This is a genomic window from Ruegeria sp. CDSC025, assembly GCF_059610805.1.
In genome coordinates this window covers 305,845-323,072 of record NZ_JBXWOJ010000002.1, presented here as the reverse complement: position 1 = coordinate 323,072, position 17,228 = coordinate 305,845, and the positions used below count along the sequence as shown (strand labels likewise).

Sequence of the window (17,228 nt, the reverse complement as noted above, 5' to 3'; positions counted from 1 at the left end):
GCGTAGACCAGGCAGTATGTGGAGCCTTGAAACCCTCGGTCGTGTGCGTCTGTCCCGTCATTTTTTCATGCGCGATTTTCTGTATTCGGAAATAGGCAATTTTCACGAAAAGCAGAATTTTCCTGACGATCCCGACCTTGCCATCGAAACCGGAAAGGCGCTTTGCGAAACCCTGCTGGACCCGCTTGAGGAGACCTTTGGCCGGATTGCCGTACGATCCGGCTATCGCTCGGCATCATTGAACCGTTTCGGTAATGAAAACCGGCTGAATTGCGCGCGAAATGATAACCCGCTGGAATGTCACATCTGGGATCGCGCGGTGGGTGATGATCGGATTGCCGGTGCATCGATCGTGATCCCATGGTTTGCGGATCAATATGAGGCGGGGCGGGATTGGCGGGATTTGGCGTGGTGGATGCACGACCATCTGGAATATTCCGAAATCTGGTTCTTTCCAAAACTCTGTGCTTTCAATCTGGTCTGGAGGCCTGTGCCTCATAAGCGCATCGACAGCTATATCGCGCCGCGGGGCTGCCTTCTGCGCCCAGGAGGCACGTCTGGCGAGGGTGAACTTGAGCGGCAAAGACGATATGCGGACTTCCCCGCTTTTCGCGGTATCCGCTACCCCTGAACTTTAACTTGCCGAACCATACAAAACCTCTCATCCTGAAACTAATGACGACGATTTGAGTGACTTTTCCAAAGGAGGCGTTGTTTGATCGAGCCGTTGGTTCTTTTGCCCGGTTTGATGTGTGATGCGCGGGTATTTGAGCATCAGATGCGCGCCCTGTCACGTGATCGCGCCGTGACGGTCGCTTCGGTTTCGACTGCTGAACGGATTGAAGAGATCGCGCGGGGCCTATTGGTTCAGTTGCCACAACGCTTTGCATTGGCGGGCCTAAGCCTGGGCGCCGTAGTCGCTTTGGAAATTGTCCGATATGCACCCGAGAGGGTGTCGCGCTTGTGTCTGATGGCTTCGGATGCGCATTCGGAATCGCCCCAGACCGCAGCCGCGCGGGAGGAGCTGTTGGTCGCCGCCAAGATGGGTCGGTTAGAGGAAGTGATGCGTCGGCTGATTGGATCGGATTCGCTGGCCCCGGGGCCTCGACGTATTCCCATTCTTGCTGATGTCATCTCGATGGCGTTGGATTTGGGCCCGCAGGTGTTCGAGCGTCAGATTCGTGCGCTGCAGCGTCGCCCGGATCAGCAGGGCAACCTGCACCGGATCACGGCCCCGACTTTGGTGCTATGTGGGGCGCATGACACGGTTGTTCCGGTGCGAAGGCATGCGTTCATGGCGGACCTGATCCCAAATGCAGAACTGCACGTCATCAAGGATGCAGGACATTTGCCTACGTTGGAATCGCCTGAAAATGTCACCGAGGCGCTGAAGACCTGGCTCAGCGTGAAGCCTGCGCTGGATTACGCGTAGAGCGCTTTACGCTGTTCTTTGCTGAGAATGACCGGGGTTGAGATCGTCTGGCCCGTATTCTGATCAAAGAACGGGGTGTCCCTCCAGCTGCCAGAAAGCCGGGATTTTAGTACCCGCGTAACAATCCCGGCGACAGCGTAACCCAGTCGCTTGTGTTTGTGTTTTCCATCGGCCTGGGGAATGAACCCTTGGGTCGTAACCGGCCCTAAACAGTCCGGGTCGGAAACTCGTTTCACATCAAAGCCCGCAAACGGAAATTTTGGAGTATTTGATGTCGTCGCCAGCGGCGCATTGCAGCAGCTGGCATACCAGCGCAGCATCCCCTTGGGGCCAAGGCGCATCGCGGCCAGGTGTTCGATGCCGCCGTCGATCCTTATTTCTTCAGGGGCCATTTGGAAAATCTCCACCGGTTCCGGCGCAGGGTCCGGTTGCCCGAAATATATCTGCGCGGCCCGGCAATCACGGCAAAAGCAGACTACATGCGTTCCGTACTGAACGCCTCTGGCTGTAATGCTGCCAAAGAGTTTTCCACAGTTGCAGGCGAAAGCCGTCTGTTTGGCGACTTTCTTTCCCATCGGCGTTAGGCCACTTTGTTGCGGTTGGCCGCTTTGCGCGAGGGTTTGCGGGCGTTGGCGTTCATAAATTCGATCACCAATGGGCGGATATTGTCGCGCCAGCTACGGCCGGCGAAGATGCCATAGTGACCTGCGCCAGGTTCGACATGGCTGGCTTTTTTCGAGTCCGGCAGCCCTGTACACAGCTCGAGCGCAGCAATGCACTGGCCAGGGGCCGAGATGTCGTCATTCGCACCTTCGACTGTTTTGACTGCAACGTTTGTAATTTTGCCGATATCCACCTTGTGCCCCGCAACAACAAACTCGTTGCGCGCGATTTCGCGGTTTTTGAAGACGCGTTCGACGGTCGAAAGGTAGAACTCGGCGGTCATGTCCATGACGGCGAGATATTCATCATAGAATCTGTTATGGGCATCGTGATCCGAAGCCTCGTCCCGCATAACCCTCTGGATCTGCTCGGAAAACGCCTGAGAATGCCGGTCCGAATTCATCGACATGAACGAGGCCAACTGCAGCAGGCCGGGATACACCATGCGCCCGACGCCCTTATACTTGAAGCCGACGCGCTGAATCATGGTTTCTTCCAGCTGCCCCATTGTCACGCGACGGCCAAAATCGGTCACGTCGGTAGGTGTGGCATCCGGGTCAACAGGTCCGCCGATCAATGTCAGCGTACTGGGTTGGGCTTTGGGTTCGACCTCGGCCAGATAGGCTGTGGCGGCCAGAGTCAGCGGCGCCGGTTGGCAGACGGCTACAACGTGGGTGTCCGGTCCCAATTCTTTCATGAAATCGACAAGGTAAAGTGTATAATCCTCTACATCAAACTTACCTTCGGACACGGGGATATCGCGCGCATTATGCCAGTCAGTGATATAAACTTCGCAATTCACCAAGAGGCTTTTTACGGTGGACCGAAGCAAAGTGGCGTAATGTCCAGACATCGGGGCGACCAACAGCACCTTGCGGGGCTGTTCGGCGCGGCCATTGACACGTATATGTATCAAATCACCAAAAGGGCGTTCGATCACCGGGACAATATCGACCAGATGATCCTTGCCGTCTTCGCAAGTGAATGTACGGATTCCCCAGTCGGGTTTTACAACCATGCGCTGGAACGTCCGCTCAGTCACCTCGCCCCAGGCGGCCATCATGCTGAACGCAGGGTTGGGCACCATCGAAAACAGCGGATAAGAAGCTATGGCACTTGCCGTAGCACCCATCCACTGATTGGTGTTGCGCATCGTTTCCATCAGATCGTAGGTCATCATGTAGCGCATGAAATGGGCCTCCTGAGTGTCAGCCTGATAATTCGGACCATTCGTCGCTTTGCCCCCCGACGCCCACGACGTTATTCTGCATAGCAGCGAGGTTAGGGTGGAATTGTTAAAATGACAACAAGTGAAGATAACGCGCCAGAGCTGTCCGAGGAACACCTTGAACGGATTAGAGAAAATATGACGAAAGTCGAAGAATTGTCGAAAAGGCTGATCGATGTGATGGCTGGCAAAGAGGCACACACTCCCGCGTTGGACGGTCCGAATCAAGATCTTTTCGCAAGAGCAGCAACTTCGTATTTCGCCGAAGCGTGGCAGAATCCCGCCAAGCTTCTGGAACATCAGGTCGCCTTCTGGGGACAATCCGTTATGAACTTTGCTGAGGCTCAGCAGGCGCTGGCCGCCGGCGGGGTCGAGGACAGCGAACCCGGACCCAAGGATAAACGGTTCTCAAACCCTCTTTGGGACACCAACCCCTATTTCCGGTTTATTCGCCAGCAGTATCAGACAAATGCCGATGCAATCGCGCAGGCGGTTGCTTCGGTCGACGATCTGGACGGCAAGGACAAGCAGAGGCTGCATTTCTTTTCGCAACAGATCATTGACTTGATGTCTCCGACGAATTTCCTGGCCTCCAATCCCGACGCGCTGGAAAAGGCGGTCGAGACGGAAGGGCAATCGCTGATCAAAGGGCTAGAGAATCTAGTTGCGGACCTAGAAGCCAATAATGGTGAAATGGTTGTCAGACTGGCGGATGAATCCGCGTTCAAGCTTGGCGAGAATATCGCGACAACTCCGGGCGACGTGGTCTATCGCAACAGGCTTATGGAGTTGATCCAGTACAAACCCACGACCGAGACCGTACACGAGACCCCGATCGTTCTGTTTCCGCCCTGGATCAACAAATACTATATTCTGGACCTTAAGGCGCAGAACAGCCTCATCAAATGGGTGACCGAGCAAGGCTATACCCTGTTTGTTGTAAGTTGGGTTAATGCGGATGCTTCTCATGCCGAGGTCGGTATGGGCGACTATGTCGAAGAGGGATTTCTGACCGCCATCGAGACCGTCAAGTCGATCTGTAAGGTCAAGCAGGTCAATGCGGTGGGATATTGCATTGCCGGCACCACGTTGAGCTTGACGCTGTCCCTGATGAAGCAGCGTGGCGACAAATCCATCAAATCGGCGACCTTCTTCACAACCTTGACCGATTTCGGTGAACAGGGGGAATTCACGCCGTTCCTACAGAATGACTTTGTCGATGGCATTCAAGAACAAGTGACAAAAGACGGTATCCTAAAAGCATGGGTCATAGGTCGTACCATGTCGTTCCTGCGATCGAATGACCTGATCTACGGCCCTGCCATTCGAAGCTATATGATGGGCGAGACCCCTCCGGCGTTTGATTTGCTCTACTGGAACGGGGATGGCGCAAATCTTCCGGGCAAAATGGCAATCGAGTATTTGCGGGGGCTTTGCCAGAAAAATCAATTTGTGACCGACGGTTTCGATTTGCTTGGGCACAAACTGCATATCCGCGACGTTGATGTTCCTTTGATGGCCATCAGCTGTGAAACCGACCATATCGCCGCCTGGAAAGATTGTTATCGGGGTGTGCAGCAGATGGGGTCACGTTCGAAGACGTTTGTCGTTTCGGAATCCGGTCACATAGCAGGCATCGTGAACCCGCCGAGCAAGAAGAAATACGGCCACTACACCAACCCTGATCTGAATGCGGATGCCGATGCATGGATGAAAGAGTCCGATTTTCATAAAGGGTCCTGGTGGCCGCAGTGGGAAGCTTGGCTGAAGAAGAGATCCGGCAAGCAGATCCCCGCGCGCCAAGTGGGCGATTCGGGATACGCTTCCCTGGCCGAAGCACCAGGAACCTATGTTTTGGTGAAGGCAACAGATTGATTTTTAACAGTTTAGAAAAATATTGCTGCAGCGCAGCAAGAAAAAACTTGCAATGCTGCGATGCAGCAACGATATTGTCCTCAAGCTGATGAAGCCCGGGGTTGGCCCGGATCGGCAAGCAAAGGATTTGGACAATGGCAAAGACTCAAGACTTTACCGCGACCCTGAAAGACATGATGGGTGCATTCCCTGTTGACACCACCGCTCTGGAAGGTGCGTTCAACACCACCGCGACCCTGAACGAAAAGCTGTCGGGCGTTGCTCTGGAAGCGGCTGAGAAATCGGCTGAGATTTCGAACAAATGGACCAAGGAAACCCTGGCCAAACTGTCCGATATGTCGAAAGCGAAATCTGACCCTGCAGATTACGCAAAAGCTGCAACCGACTACGCAAGCGCGTCGGCTGAAGTTGCTGCTGAAAACCTGGCTGCTTTCGCTGAAATCGCGAAAAAAGTTCAGTCGGAAACCGTTGAGCTGTTGATGGCTGCTGGCAAAAACGCTGCAGAAGATGCAACTGCCGTTGTCAAAAAAGCAACCAACGACGTGTCCACTGCTGCGAAAAAAGCAGCTGGCGCCAAGTAAGGTAAGATAGCGAGGCGCACCCACTCCTCCCATTTGGTGCAATCGCGTTGGGCAGGTCGAAAGACCTGCCCTTTCTTTTTGTTCTGCACTCGCATAATCTCTGCTGCAATGCATCATTCCTTGGGGAGGGTAGACGGTGTCAGAACAAGAAAAACCGTTGCTAATCAAACGATATGCCAGCCGTCGGCTGTATAACACTGAAACCAGTGACTATGTCACGCTCGAAGATATTGCGGCATTCATACGTGACGGTCGCGAAGTTCAGATCATAGACCTGAAGACTGGGGATGATCTGACACGGCAATATCTGCTGCAAATCATTGCCGAGCATGAAAGCCGCGGTGAGAATGTCCTGCCGGTGAACGTGCTGAACGATCTTGTGCGCAGCTATATGTTGCCGGGCGGAGGAGTGATGCCGCAATTCCTGCAAAGCTCGTTCGAAATGCTGCGCGAAAGCCAAAGCAAAATGATGGAAAACATGTCTGCGATGAATCCGATGACCCAGATTCCGGGTTTCGAAGCGCTGCAAGCGCAGCAAAAGGCATTTCTGAAGGCGATGACCAGCGGCATTTCCGGCAGTTGGTCCGGTCCGGAAACGGATAGCGAGGCCAAACCCCAGTCGAGTGAGGATCTGGACGACATCAAGAAGCAGTTGGCGGAGTTGCAGCAAAAGCTGTCTAAACTGAACTGAATTTGTCCACACAATGAAATAGGCCCGCCGCTGGCGGGCCTTTTCGTTTGAATTCAGCTTGTTCAGGTTCCAAATGCGATTTTCGGGGCGGTAATTTCCCCTACTGAAGCCAACAGAATATCAGCGATCACATCCAGTTCCGCGCCTGTCAGGCGTACAGGCAGGCGCACGTCGCAAGCTTTCATCAGCATGTTTCGCGTTTGTGGCAGCTCGGTCTGTTCCGGCAGGAATTGCCAGTTCCAAAAGGCACGGGCGTTGTCTTCACTCAGGCCGAATACCTGAACTTTCACCCCGCGTGCCTCGGATGCTGCGGCAAAGGCGCGGATATCATCATCGCTTAGGTCAACCAGATTGAATTGGATCGAGTCCGGCGCCCGGCGTTCTGGCATCAGCGGGGCAGGCACGTTGATATAGGGTGATGAGTTCAGGCGCTCCGCCACATAGTCGTGGTTTTGCAACCCATCGCTGACACGACGTGCCAATTCAGGCATCTGGGGACGGATTACTGCAGCGCTCAGGTTGCTCATCCGCAGGTTATACAGCGGCAACTGGTTCTGCCAGCGGCCAAAGGCCTCTTCGAGTTCCGATGAGTTGTCGCCACGCGGACCTTTGTGTTTCTTCCAATTATGTTCGTAGGCGCCGGACATGATCACGGCACGCGCCACCAGATCAGCGTCGTCGGTTATCAGAATGCCACCTTCGCCCGCATTGATCATCTTGTAGGACTGAAACGAGAAACAGCCGATCTTGCCAATCGTCCCAATATTGCGGCCATGCCAAGTTGTCCCCAGCGAATGGGCTGCGTCCTCGATCACCGGAATGTCGCGCGCGCTGCACAGGGTCATGATCGCGTCCATATCCGAAGTATGTCCGCGCATATGGCTAATGATCACGGCCTGCACGTTATCCAGTTTGGCGGCAAAGTCATCCATGTCGATGCGATAATTGTCACCCACCTCACACAGTACGGGGATGCAATCCGCATGTATGACCGATGAGGGCACCGCCGCAAAGGTAAAGCCCGGTATCAGCACCCGCGCGTCCCGCGGCAAACCCAGCGCCTTGAGCGACAGGAACAGTGCCGCTGAGCAGGACGATACAGCCAGCGCGTATTTCGTGCCCAGCAGTTCCGCGAATTCCGACTCGAGCATCGCAACCGGAGCGTCCTGCGGCGCAGTGTAGCGGAACAGGTCGCCTGACTGCATCAAGGCGTCAATGGCGTCGCGGGCGGCCGCGGGGATGGGTTCGGCGTCATGGACGTTAGGAGGCAGCGTCATATTTGGCATTCCTGAATTCTATCTTTGGGAAAGATAAAGCTAATGAAGTGTCAATCCAAGCCCTTAATCTTCAGGGTGGCGAAATTTCACTATTCTGTCGTAGTCAGAGAGACACAGGTTGGCTTACCCCGCGTAGCGGGAAATTCTTTTGAACCTGCAACTTTGGGGGAAGTAAGGTGGCAATGGATCTTCTTTGACGTTGTTCTCGTATGATGGGTTGGATCACTGCATTGACTATCAGTCATTTGGCCCTTTGTGGCGCGCTTTCAACTTTCGCTTCGGCGGTTCACGCAGATTATCTTCTGTCGGATGGCACTGAAGTTGCGCCGCTTGAGATGTTTCAGGAATGCGATGTTTGCCCTGAAATGATTGTCTTGCCTATGGGTGAGTTCATGATGGGTGGACCACCGGGAGAATCGAAACGAAACTTTCATTGGGATGAAAAAGGGCGCCGACCCGCGACAGCGGAAGAGCCGTATATCGCGCATAGTGAAGGTCCGGTTCATAGCGTCAGAATAGATCTGTCCTTTGCCATGGGACGTAACGAGGTTACCCGTGATGAGTGGATGGCCTGCGTTGAAGATGGGGGATGTAGCAAATATGTGCCGGAAGATTTTGTAATCGGCGATAGTTTTGAGCGCATAGATCTTACGGGCAATCATCCAGTGAATGATGTGTCTTATTTGGATGCTTTGGCTTACACGGATTGGCTGAACAAAAAACTCGGGATAGATGCCTACCGCTTACCAACGGAAGCCGAATGGGAATATGCCGCCCGTGCCGGAACGCAGACTCCTTTTGCGCAAAGAGAGGAAGTTACGACGGATCAGGCCAATTTCCATGCCAAACCGACAGAAGAGATGATTGGTGAAAAGCGGCCGGATTTAGTGTGGCGCGGTTACCCAGTTCGCGTTGATGAACTTGATGCCTCCAATGCTTGGGGTCTTCGGCATATGTCGGGGAATGTCGGGGAAAGAACGATGTCCTGCTGGACAGCGACGCACCCGGGTTGGTCGACTTCCAGCCAGCACTTAGAGATGGCGAGATCAGTCGATTGTCACAGGCGGGTTGTAAAAGGCGGTTCTTATCCATTTGCTATGGATTTTTCGCGCGCTGCAAGTCGCGGTGGGGCGGGCATTGATTGGCGGTCAAAATTGACGGGCTTTCGTATCCTGAGAGAGTTTAAGTGAGTTTCTCTGACAATCTCGAAATCAGAATCCCAGCCGGTCCCGCAGGGAAAACCATGTCATCGCCAGCACTAGCAACGGGCTGCGTAGGGCGGGGCCTCCGGGGAAGGGCAGGGCGGGTACGCGGGACATGGTGTCGAACCCTTCGGCTTGGCCCTGAATGGCCATCGCCATCAGTTGCCCGGCATGTGTAGCTGTGCCAACACCGTGACCCGAATAGCCAGAGGCTGACAGGATATTCGGGGCAACCCGTGTCAGGTAGGGCATTCGCCGCATGGTGATACCCAGAGTACCGCCCCACGCATAGTCGATCTTTACATCGCGCAGATGCGGGAAAATCTCGGTCATCGGTTTGCGCACCTTGGAGGCGATATCTGTCGGGAAACGGTAGCCATAGCTTTCCCCGCCGCCGAATAGCAGGCGGTTGTCGGCGCTGAGGCGAAAATAGTTCACCACAAACTTGGTGTCGGCGACGGCGACATCCCGGGTCAGGACGCGGGCGGCATCGGTGCCCAAAGGCTCGGTCGCGGCGATGAAATTGTTGATCGGCATGACGCGCGACGCCACTTTGCCGTTCAGATCGCCGAGATACCCGTTGCAGGCCAATATGACGTGGTTGGCCGTCACCTTTCCCTGCGGGGTTTGCACGATGGCCGGATCGACTTCGTCGATCCCGGTGACCTCGGTACCCTCAAAGATGCGCACGCCGGCCTTGGCTGCGGCTTCGGCCAACCCCAGGGCAAAGTTCAGCGGGTGCAGATGCGCCGCCCCCATGTCCAGATAACCACCGCGATAGGTGGGCGACGGGCAGAGACCATGCGCGGCGCCTTCGTCCAGCAGCTCCATATGGTCATACCCATATCGCGCCGACAGATGCGCGGCGTGATCGTGGAGGTCTTGCTGATCCCCGGTGCTGAGGCCCAGAACCGCCACGCCCGGTTTCAGATCACAGTCGATTTTGTGCTTTTCGATCAGCGATTTGACCAGATCCTTGGCATCTTCAGCCAGATCCCACAGCTTGGCGGCATCGTCATCGCCGACCAGGCGTTCAAGGTCTTCCTGATCCATCCGCTGGGCGCTGCCCAGCTGCCCGCCATTGCGGCCTGACGCTCCGAAACCAACGCGATGCGCCTCAAGCAGCACGACGTCGAACCCGGCCTCGGCCAGATGCAGCGCGGCGGACAGTCCGGTATAGCCGCCACCGACCACACAGACATCCGCTTTGGTATCCCCAGCAAGCGCAGGAAAACGGTCGAGCGTGTTGGCCGTCGCGGCATACCAGCTGGCCGGATACTCGGCCTTGCGGTCGTTGGAATAGAGGAGATTCATCGCGGCTTAAACGTTCATGAGCAGGTGCTCACGCTCCCACGGAGAGATGACCTGTAGAAATTCTTCATACTCGGCACGTTTGACAATGCCATAAACGCGGGCAAATTCCGGACCCAGCACCTCGTGCAGGGCGGTGGCCTCGTCGAACAGGTCCAGCGCATTGCCCATGACCTGCGGGATATCACCGTCACCTTCGTAGGCGTCGCCATAAAACTGACGGCGCGGACGTTCCTGCTGTGTCAGGCCGAGATAGCCGCAGGCAAGCGACAAGGCGATGCCCAGATAGGGGTTGCAGTCCATGCCTGCGATACGATTTTCAACGCGCCGCGCCTCGGGGCCGGACAGGGGAACACGGATGCCGGTCGTGCGGTTGTCACGAGCCCATTCCAGATTGATCGGCGCGGCATGGTCTTTCACATAGCGGCGGTACGAGTTCACATAAGGTGCCATGACTGCCAGGCCTGCAGGCAAGTGGTTTTGCAGCCCTGCAATGAAGTTATAGAATGCATCCGTTTCGCCGCCCTGAGGTCCGGAAAAGATATTCTGTCCGGTTTCGATCTCGGTGATCGAGTGGTGGATGTGCATGGCCGATCCGGGCTCATCCGCAATCGGTTTCGCCATGAAGGTCGCAAAGCAGTTGTGTCGCAACGCGGCTTCGCGGATCAGGCGTTTGAAATAGAACACTTCATCTGCCAACTTGACCGGATCACCATGGCGCAGGTTGATTTCAAGCTGTCCGGCGCCGCCTTCCTGGGTGATGCCGTCAATCTCGAATCCCTGATGTTCGGCAAAGTCATAGATGTCGTCGATCACCGGGCCGAATTCATCCACCGCTGTCATCGAATAGGCCTGCCGCGCGGCCGCCGGACGACCCGAACGGCCCATCATCGGTTTGATCCCCTGCGCGGGGTCGACATTGGGGGCGACCAGAAAGAACTCCATCTCTGGCGCGACAATCGGTTTCCAGCCTTTGTCGTGATACATTTTTACGACGCGCTTCAACACGTTGCGTGGGCTGAACGGGATCGGCTCTCCGTCCCGGTCATAGGCGTCGTGGATCACCTGCAGTGTCCAGTCACCCGTCCAAGGAGCAGCGGAAGCAGTCGAAAAGTCAGGCTTAAGGATCATGTCCCGTTCAATGAAGCCGTCCTCTCCGGCGGCTTCGCCCCAGTCCCCGGTGATAGTCTGGTAAAAGATACTATCGGGTAGATGGAAGTAGGACTGGCGTGCAAATTTGGTGGCCGGAACCGCTTTCCCGCGCGCGATGCCGGGCAGGTCAGAGATGATGCACTCGACCTCATCCAATCGGTGACCTTCAAAATAGGTACGGGCTGCCTGTGGCAGTTGTTCTGTCCAATCGGCCATCAGGCCCTCTCTTTCTTCAAAAACTCTGCCATGAACTGTCCGATCTTCGGACTGTCGTCGCGGGTGGGCAGGCGGTCGGCGGCGGCCTGCATCAGATTGTCTGGAACGACACCTTTGCCGCGTGTGTCCATCAGCCCTTCGATGAAGCTGTCGCCATACTCCGGGTGGGCCTGAACGGTCCAGATCGTGTCGCCATAGGCCAGCATGGCATTCTGGCAAAAGGCGTTCGAACCAGTTACTTGTGCACCGGCGGGCAGCTCTACCACCTGGTCCTGATGCCAGGCATTCAAAGTGACGGTCTGTCCGTCCAAATCGTAGTCCGTCCGCCCCACGGCCCAGCCCTGTTTGAACTTTTCAACTTTCCCGCCAAGGGCTTGCGCAATGACTTGATGACCAAAGCATATGCCGATCAGGGGTTTGCCGCTTTGATGGATGTCGCGGATCAGCGCTTCGAGCTTGCGAATCCAGGCATGGTCCTCATAGGCGCCATAGCGCGAGCCGGTGATGATCCATCCATCAGCATCGTCAAAACTTTGCGGAAAGTGATCGTCGACAACAGCATAGGTCACAAACTCAAAGCCGTTGCCATCCAGCAGCGCGCGAAACATGCCGTCATATTCACCGAACTGATCGTGCAATTCGTCAGGGGGGTGGCCGGTTACAAGGATACCGATTTTCATGGGTCACCAAATTTGATCAAATTTATTCTAGCTGAGCAGAACGAAGCGGGCAAGGGGGCTCAAACCGCCTCGAGATAACTTAGCCAATGCTCCTCGGGTGGGCGTTCGTCAAAGCGCAGGATCTCTTGTCGCTTTGTCATGGCAAGATTGCTGATCAGCGGGGCGGGAAAGATGCGCGCAACTTGCGGATCGGTTTCAAGGGCGGTGATGGCTGAAGCCCAGTCGCCAGCGAGTTGCGGCAGGCCGTCGATCTCATAGGCGTTGCCCGTGATTGGAGCTGGCGGTTCAGTTCCGTCCTCGATGCCGTTCAGCGCCGCACCGAGTACGGCGCTCAGCATGAGGTAGGGATTGATGTCACCACCAGCAACGCGATGTTCGATCCTGCGGGCAGAGGGCGCGCCGCCGGGAACGCGCAGCGCGGCAGTGCGATTTTCATAAGCCCAGCATGCCTCAGTTGGGGCATGGGCGCCGGGGACAAGCCGGGTGTAGGAGTTCCCGTGCGGTGCAAAAATCAGAGTTGAACCAGGCATTGCGGACAGACATCCGGCTATGGCCGAGCGCAAAAGATCAGTGCCTTCAGGCCCGCCATTGTCAAAGATATTTTGCCCATCCTGGTCGACGACCGAAAAATGGACATGCATCCCATTGCCCGCATCCTGGGCATAGGGTTTGGCCATGAAAGTTGCGGTAAACCCATGTTTGCGTGCAAGGCCACGAGTCAACACCTTGAAAAGCAACGTATCATCTGCGCAGCGCATGGCGTCCTGATGGTTCAGGTTGATTTCAAACTGGCCGATCCCGCTTTCGGAAATGGCGGTTTGAGCCGGGATGCTCATTGCCTCGCATCCGTCATAGAGGTCTGTGAAAAAGGCGTCGAACGCATCCATTTCCGCCATGGACAGGACTGCCTCGTCGACCAACCGTCGCCCCGTCAAAGGATTGATCGGAGGCACCGGCCGTGCACCTGATGAGTCCAATAGCGTGAATTCCAGCTCGGTCGCCGCAACAACAGACCAGCCACGCTCGGCATAGCGTTGCAGCACCGAGGTCAGAGCATGGCGAGGGTCGCCGGCAAAGGGCTTGCCCTGATCGTCATACAGGGACATCAACACCAGCGCTGTTTCGGTTTCAAGCCAGGGAACTGGGACGGGGCCACGCTCGGTTGGCAGTAATATGCCGTCCGCGTCGCCTGATTCAAACACAAGCGGGCTATCCTCGATATCCGCGCCCCACAGATCAACATTCAATGCCGAAAAGGGCATCCGCACCACACCTTTACTCAGCTTGTCAGCATAAGAAGGAGGCACGCGTTTGCCGCGCAGCTGACCGTTAAGGTCGCAGGCCGCTACGCGAAAACTGTGTAGGGCGTTCAGGTCCATCGGCGTCTCCATCATTCTGGTACTCCGAGGTTTAATCGACACAAAGCGCCTTGTCACGAAATTTGATCAAATTATCCCCGCGCCGTTTTTTTCGGCGCGGGGTCGGGACCTTATGCAAAGCTTATGCCGTTCTCGGCCATCGGCAGATCGGCAATCAAGGTCCCCGACATTGCCTTGATTGCGTTCGCGAGCGCGGGGGCCGAGGGCGGCGTGCCGGGTTCGCCCACGCCTGTGGGGGCCTCGGCCGAGGGCAGGATGTGGACGTCGATTGTAGCTATATCGCCGATCCGAAGGGGCTCGTAATCCGGGAAGTTGTATTGATCCACGGAACCGCCGGTCAGTGTGATCTGATCGCGCATCACATGCCCGATGCCATAGCCGATGCCACCTTCCATCTGGGCACGCACCACGTCGGGGTTCACCGCGATACCGCAATCGACAGCACAGGTGACCTTTTCGATCTTGATACCGTCATCCGGATCGCCCGAGATTTCGACCACCTCAGCCACATAAGAACCAAAGGATTTGTGCACCGCAATACCTTGCGCTCGACCGGCAGGGACGTTGCCCCAATCTGCTTTCTCGGCCGCAAGTTTCAGAACTGAGGCCTTGCGCTGTTGGTCTGCATTACCCGCATCCGCCAGATGTGCGAGACGGAACTCAACCGGGTCACGGCCCGCGGCGGTGGCGGCCAAATCCATCATTGTTTCCATCGTATAGGCAGTGTGGGTATGTCCTACCGACCGCCACCATAGGACCGATGTGGCCTTGGGTGTGTCGGTCAGTCCAAGCGCCATCCCCGGAATATCATAGGGGCTGTCTGCGATGCCCTCGATCGAGCTGTGGTCGACGCCGTCATGCACTGCAACCGCTTCGAACGGGGTGCCCTTCATGATCGATTGCCCAGCAACCTGATGCTGCCATCCCACGATATTCCCCTCCGCATTCAACCCGACACGAACTTTGTGGCCGAAGGCCGGGCGGTAATACCCGCTGCGAATGTCGTCTTCCCGCGTCCAGACCAGTTTGACCGGGCGCGAGCGGTCAGTGACAACAAAGGCCAACGCGGCCTCAACCTGATAGTCCGCATCCGGTGTTGCGCGACGCCCGAAAGACCCGCCGGCCAGCATCGTTCTGATGTGGATTTTCTCGGGTGGCAGCTGAAAGATTTGCTGATACGCCATGTGCGGGCCGGTTGGCATCTGAGCGCCATCATGCAGAACGATGTCACCCTCTGCTGTCTGTTCGATTGTGCAGTTCAGTGGCTCCATCGGAGCATGGGCGAGAAGCGGGTAGTAAAAAGTTTTTTCTACGACCGTATCCGCCGCGTCGATCGCCGCCGAAACCGTGGCAACATCTGCCTTGTTCACGTTATAGGCGGGCTCGGCATTCAGCGCGTCCATGATCTCGGCCTTGATCTGATCCGAGTGGCGGGTTTCAGCGCCGGACATGTCCCATTCGACCTCAAGCGCGTCACGCGCCTGAATCGCGGCCCAGGTATCTTCGGCATAGACCGCAACGCCCGCCTGATTGGGCAATGCAGTGGCGCTGATATAGCCTTTGATCTCTTTCGAGGCGCTGTCGTCAAAGCTGATGACAACACCACCGCGCGACTCCGGACGTTTGATCATCGCAACCATCTGGTTGGGCAGGTGGACATCCATGGCGTACATCGCCTGTCCGTTGCCTTTGATTGCCGAGTCCTTGCGACGCACGGCCTCGTTTCCGATCAGGCGGAATTCCGAGGGGTCTTTCAGGCGTGGCTCGGTCGGCGCTTCCATCTGCGAAGCGGCTGCCACGAAATCGGCAATCGGTGCAGATTTCTCGTCTGCTTTGACGATGCCTTCCTCAATGGTGATGCCTGATGCATCGACGCCCCATCTTTGGGCGGCGGCGTTGATCAGCATCTCACGGGCAGCAGCGCCAGCCTGACGGTATTGCAGCCAGGAATTCGCCATCGCGGTTGACCCGCCGGTGCCTTGGAAGGGGCCGAACAGCAGGTTGTTATAGACTTGGGGGTTCGACGGCGCGAATTCGTATTTAATTTGGTCCATAGTGATGCCGATTTCCTCGGCGATAAGCGTCGGAAGGCCGGTCGCGGGGCCCTGACCCTTTTCGAAGTGTTTGACGATGGCGGTCACGGTGCCGTCGGCGTCAATCTTAACAAATGGGTTGAGCTGCGTCGTCTCGGACGAGGCCGCAGCCAGAACGCCATCGGGGCGGGCCCCAACCAGCAAGACGGCACCGGTTGCAGCAGCGCCTTTTAGAAAACCACGGCGAGAGGTGTTGATGGTCATGGATCAGGCCTCCAGAATTTCGGATGCGCGCTGGATACCGGCGCGGATGCGTTGATAGGTGGCACAGCGACAGGCGTTGCCGGACATGTAGTCGTCGATTTCTTCAACGCTGGGCTTTGGGTTTTCGGACAGCAATCCGACCGCCGACATCACCTGACCGGATTGGCAGTAACCGCATTGAACCACGTCCAATTCGACCCAGGCCTGCTGTACCGCGGCGCCAATATCGTTGTTTCCGACAGCTTCGATCGTGGTGATTTCGGCGTCTTCGACATCCTCAATATACGTCTGGCAAGAACGCACAGGCTCTCCGTCCAGATGCACGGTGCAGGCCCCACAGGACGCGACACCGCAGCCGAACTTGGTTCCTGTCATCTTCAGTTCGTCCCGGATTACCCACAGAAGGGGCGTGCCGGGCTCGGCCTCGACCGTGTGGGTCTGGCCGTTCAGTTTCAATGTCAAAGCCATTGGGGGGATCTCCTGTTGGGCTGGTTACCTGAATCGGTAAACTGGCGGGTTTACCTTAGGCAGGGGGCAGGGCATTGTAAACCCGAGAGTTTACCTAGCGTTTGACCGGCTCGTGTCAAAGGGTCTATAGCTTTGGAGCATGAATGACCTCAGCGCACCGAAAGCATTAAAGCATGCCCAGATCATCGAGGCTGCCGTAGCTGAATTCCAGGAAAAGGGGTTCTCGGCGGCCAGTATGGATCGGATCTCGGCACGGGCCGAGGTCTCCAAGCGCACACTGTACAAGTATTTCGAAAGTAAGGAAAACCTGTTCCGCTCGATCGTGGTTGAGCTGTCGAACCGCTTCTCTGAGGTGTTGGATATCAGATACGAAAAGGGCCGGGATATCCAAGAGCAACTGACCGATCTGGCCTGGGCCGAGGGACGCATTCTCATGTCACCCGAGGTGATGGCGATGTCGCGTATGGTGATCAGCGAAACCTTGCGCAATCCCGACCTTGCGGTCGCCGCGCAGGGCAAATTGGACAAAACTGCCATCTTCTCGGCCATGCTTAAAGATGCGGCAGAGGATGGTCAGCTACGCATCGATAACCCCGACATCGCGGGTCGTGAATTCATCGGATTGATCAAGAGCAGGGCATTCTGGCCCATGGTTTTTTGCGGGACCGTACTTAGTCAGGACGAAATGTCTGATACCATTCAGCGCAGCGTCGAAATGATGATTTGCCGGTACGGTGTCGACAATCGGTAACGCGGTTGGCAGACACAAGGACGGC

Annotated in this window: 16 protein-coding genes; 7 read left to right on the top strand and 9 right to left on the bottom strand. The window is 56.2% G+C overall.

All coding sequences use genetic code 11. The annotated features are described in order from the left end of the window. The first annotated feature begins 16 nt into the window (after positions 1-16). Complete coding sequence (locus tag AC2FH8_RS04765; protein WP_496688665.1) at positions 17-631, top strand: hypothetical protein; 615 nt, start codon at positions 17-19, stop codon at positions 629-631. Between the two features lie 84 nt (positions 632-715). Beyond that, positions 716-1,432 (top strand): alpha/beta fold hydrolase, encoded by a 717-nt coding sequence (locus AC2FH8_RS04760; protein ID WP_496688537.1) that lies wholly within the window; start codon positions 716-718, stop codon positions 1,430-1,432. Here the strand turns inward: AC2FH8_RS04760 and AC2FH8_RS04755 are convergent. Continuing rightward, entirely contained in the window at positions 1,423-2,007 is a 585-nt protein-coding gene (locus AC2FH8_RS04755) for a DUF6151 family protein (RefSeq protein WP_496688535.1), read from the bottom strand. The genes AC2FH8_RS04760 and AC2FH8_RS04755 overlap by 10 nt on opposite strands. Before the next feature lie 5 nt (positions 2,008-2,012). After that, positions 2,013-3,284, bottom strand: a complete 1,272-nt coding sequence (gene phaZ, locus AC2FH8_RS04750) for a polyhydroxyalkanoate depolymerase (RefSeq protein WP_496688533.1) — start codon at positions 3,282-3,284, stop codon at positions 2,013-2,015. Between the two features lie 111 nt (positions 3,285-3,395). Here phaZ and AC2FH8_RS04745 point away from each other — a divergent pair, with 111 nt between their 5' ends. From AC2FH8_RS04745 to phaR, 3 genes are all read left to right on the top strand, one after another. Further along, positions 3,396-5,198 carry a PHA/PHB synthase family protein gene (locus AC2FH8_RS04745; RefSeq protein WP_496688531.1) on the top strand — a complete coding sequence of 601 codons (1,803 nt, stop codon included), beginning with the start codon at positions 3,396-3,398 and terminating at the stop codon, positions 5,196-5,198. 134 nt (positions 5,199-5,332) lie between these two features. Continuing rightward, the gene (locus AC2FH8_RS04740; protein WP_142633002.1) at positions 5,333-5,779 is read left to right on the top strand and encodes a phasin family protein; all 447 of its coding nucleotides are present in this window, start codon (positions 5,333-5,335) and stop codon (positions 5,777-5,779) included. Between the two features lie 136 nt (positions 5,780-5,915). Beyond that, entirely contained in the window at positions 5,916-6,470 is a 555-nt protein-coding gene (phaR, locus tag AC2FH8_RS04735) for a polyhydroxyalkanoate synthesis repressor PhaR (protein ID WP_142633004.1), read from the top strand. Positions 6,471-6,532: 62 nt separating this feature from the next. On the opposite strand, the gene AC2FH8_RS04730 is transcribed toward phaR, so the two are convergent. Then, on the bottom strand, positions 6,533-7,747 hold the full coding sequence (locus AC2FH8_RS04730) for a DegT/DnrJ/EryC1/StrS family aminotransferase (RefSeq protein ID WP_496688530.1): 1,215 nt from the start codon (positions 7,745-7,747) through the stop codon (positions 6,533-6,535). 212 nt (positions 7,748-7,959) lie between these two features. On the opposite strand from AC2FH8_RS04730, the gene AC2FH8_RS04725 reads away from it, so the two are divergent. Then, positions 7,960-8,937 (top strand): formylglycine-generating enzyme family protein, encoded by a 978-nt coding sequence (locus tag AC2FH8_RS04725; protein ID WP_496688529.1) that lies wholly within the window; start codon positions 7,960-7,962, stop codon positions 8,935-8,937. 21 nt (positions 8,938-8,958) lie between these two features. Here the strand turns inward: AC2FH8_RS04725 and AC2FH8_RS04720 are convergent, their stop codons facing one another. The 6 genes from AC2FH8_RS04720 to AC2FH8_RS04695 form a co-directional block, all read right to left on the bottom strand. Beyond that, positions 8,959-10,263 (bottom strand): NAD(P)/FAD-dependent oxidoreductase, encoded by a 1,305-nt coding sequence (locus AC2FH8_RS04720; protein WP_496688527.1) that lies wholly within the window; start codon positions 10,261-10,263, stop codon positions 8,959-8,961. Between the two features lie 6 nt (positions 10,264-10,269). Continuing rightward, positions 10,270-11,628, bottom strand: coding sequence for a glutamine synthetase family protein (locus AC2FH8_RS04715; protein WP_496688525.1), 1,359 nt, complete (start codon positions 11,626-11,628; stop codon positions 10,270-10,272). Further along, complete coding sequence (locus AC2FH8_RS04710) at positions 11,628-12,308, bottom strand: type 1 glutamine amidotransferase (protein WP_142633014.1); 681 nt, start codon at positions 12,306-12,308, stop codon at positions 11,628-11,630. Before AC2FH8_RS04710 ends, AC2FH8_RS04715 begins: the two co-directional genes overlap by 1 nt. A gap of 59 nt (positions 12,309-12,367) precedes the next feature. Further along, a complete protein-coding gene (locus AC2FH8_RS04705; RefSeq protein ID WP_142633016.1) occupies positions 12,368-13,687 on the bottom strand; it encodes a glutamine synthetase family protein in 1,320 nt (439 codons plus the stop codon). Positions 13,688-13,797: 110 nt separating this feature from the next. Continuing rightward, entirely contained in the window at positions 13,798-15,984 is a 2,187-nt protein-coding gene (locus AC2FH8_RS04700; RefSeq protein WP_496688522.1) for a molybdopterin cofactor-binding domain-containing protein, read from the bottom strand. Between the two features lie 3 nt (positions 15,985-15,987). Continuing rightward, positions 15,988-16,452 carry a (2Fe-2S)-binding protein gene (locus AC2FH8_RS04695; RefSeq protein WP_496688520.1) on the bottom strand — a complete coding sequence of 155 codons (465 nt, stop codon included), beginning with the start codon at positions 16,450-16,452 and terminating at the stop codon, positions 15,988-15,990. Between the two features lie 139 nt (positions 16,453-16,591). Here AC2FH8_RS04695 and AC2FH8_RS04690 point away from each other — a divergent pair, with 139 nt between their 5' ends. Then, the gene (locus AC2FH8_RS04690) at positions 16,592-17,203 is read left to right on the top strand and encodes a TetR/AcrR family transcriptional regulator (RefSeq protein WP_496688518.1); all 612 of its coding nucleotides are present in this window, start codon (positions 16,592-16,594) and stop codon (positions 17,201-17,203) included. Positions 17,204-17,228: the final 25 nt, after the last annotated feature.

Bases quoted from the DNA above. Each gene is read 5' to 3' on its own strand.
- AC2FH8_RS04765 (WP_496688665.1), top strand. From the start codon at position 17: ATGTGGAGCCTTGAAACCCTCGGTCGTGTGCGTCTGTCCCGTCATTTT.
- AC2FH8_RS04690 (WP_496688518.1), top strand. From the start codon at position 16,592: ATGAATGACCTCAGCGCACCGAAAGCATTAAAGCATGCCCAGATCATC.
- AC2FH8_RS04710 (WP_142633014.1), bottom strand. From the start codon at position 12,308: ATGAAAATCGGTATCCTTGTAACCGGCCACCCCCCTGACGAATTGCAC.
- AC2FH8_RS04715 (WP_496688525.1), bottom strand. From the start codon at position 11,628: ATGGCCGATTGGACAGAACAACTGCCACAGGCAGCCCGTACCTATTTT.
- AC2FH8_RS04700 (WP_496688522.1), bottom strand. From the start codon at position 15,984: ATGACCATCAACACCTCTCGCCGTGGTTTTCTAAAAGGCGCTGCTGCA.
- AC2FH8_RS04725 (WP_496688529.1), top strand. From the start codon at position 7,960: ATGGGTTGGATCACTGCATTGACTATCAGTCATTTGGCCCTTTGTGGC.
- AC2FH8_RS04730 (WP_496688530.1), bottom strand. From the start codon at position 7,747: ATGACGCTGCCTCCTAACGTCCATGACGCCGAACCCATCCCCGCGGCC.
- AC2FH8_RS04745 (WP_496688531.1), top strand. From the start codon at position 3,396: ATGACAACAAGTGAAGATAACGCGCCAGAGCTGTCCGAGGAACACCTT.
- AC2FH8_RS04720 (WP_496688527.1), bottom strand. From the start codon at position 10,263: ATGAATCTCCTCTATTCCAACGACCGCAAGGCCGAGTATCCGGCCAGC.
- AC2FH8_RS04695 (WP_496688520.1), bottom strand. From the start codon at position 16,452: ATGGCTTTGACATTGAAACTGAACGGCCAGACCCACACGGTCGAGGCC.
- AC2FH8_RS04755 (WP_496688535.1), bottom strand. From the start codon at position 2,007: ATGGGAAAGAAAGTCGCCAAACAGACGGCTTTCGCCTGCAACTGTGGA.
- AC2FH8_RS04740 (WP_142633002.1), top strand. From the start codon at position 5,333: ATGGCAAAGACTCAAGACTTTACCGCGACCCTGAAAGACATGATGGGT.
- phaZ (WP_496688533.1), bottom strand. From the start codon at position 3,284: ATGCGCTACATGATGACCTACGATCTGATGGAAACGATGCGCAACACC.
- AC2FH8_RS04705 (WP_142633016.1), bottom strand. From the start codon at position 13,687: ATGGACCTGAACGCCCTACACAGTTTTCGCGTAGCGGCCTGCGACCTT.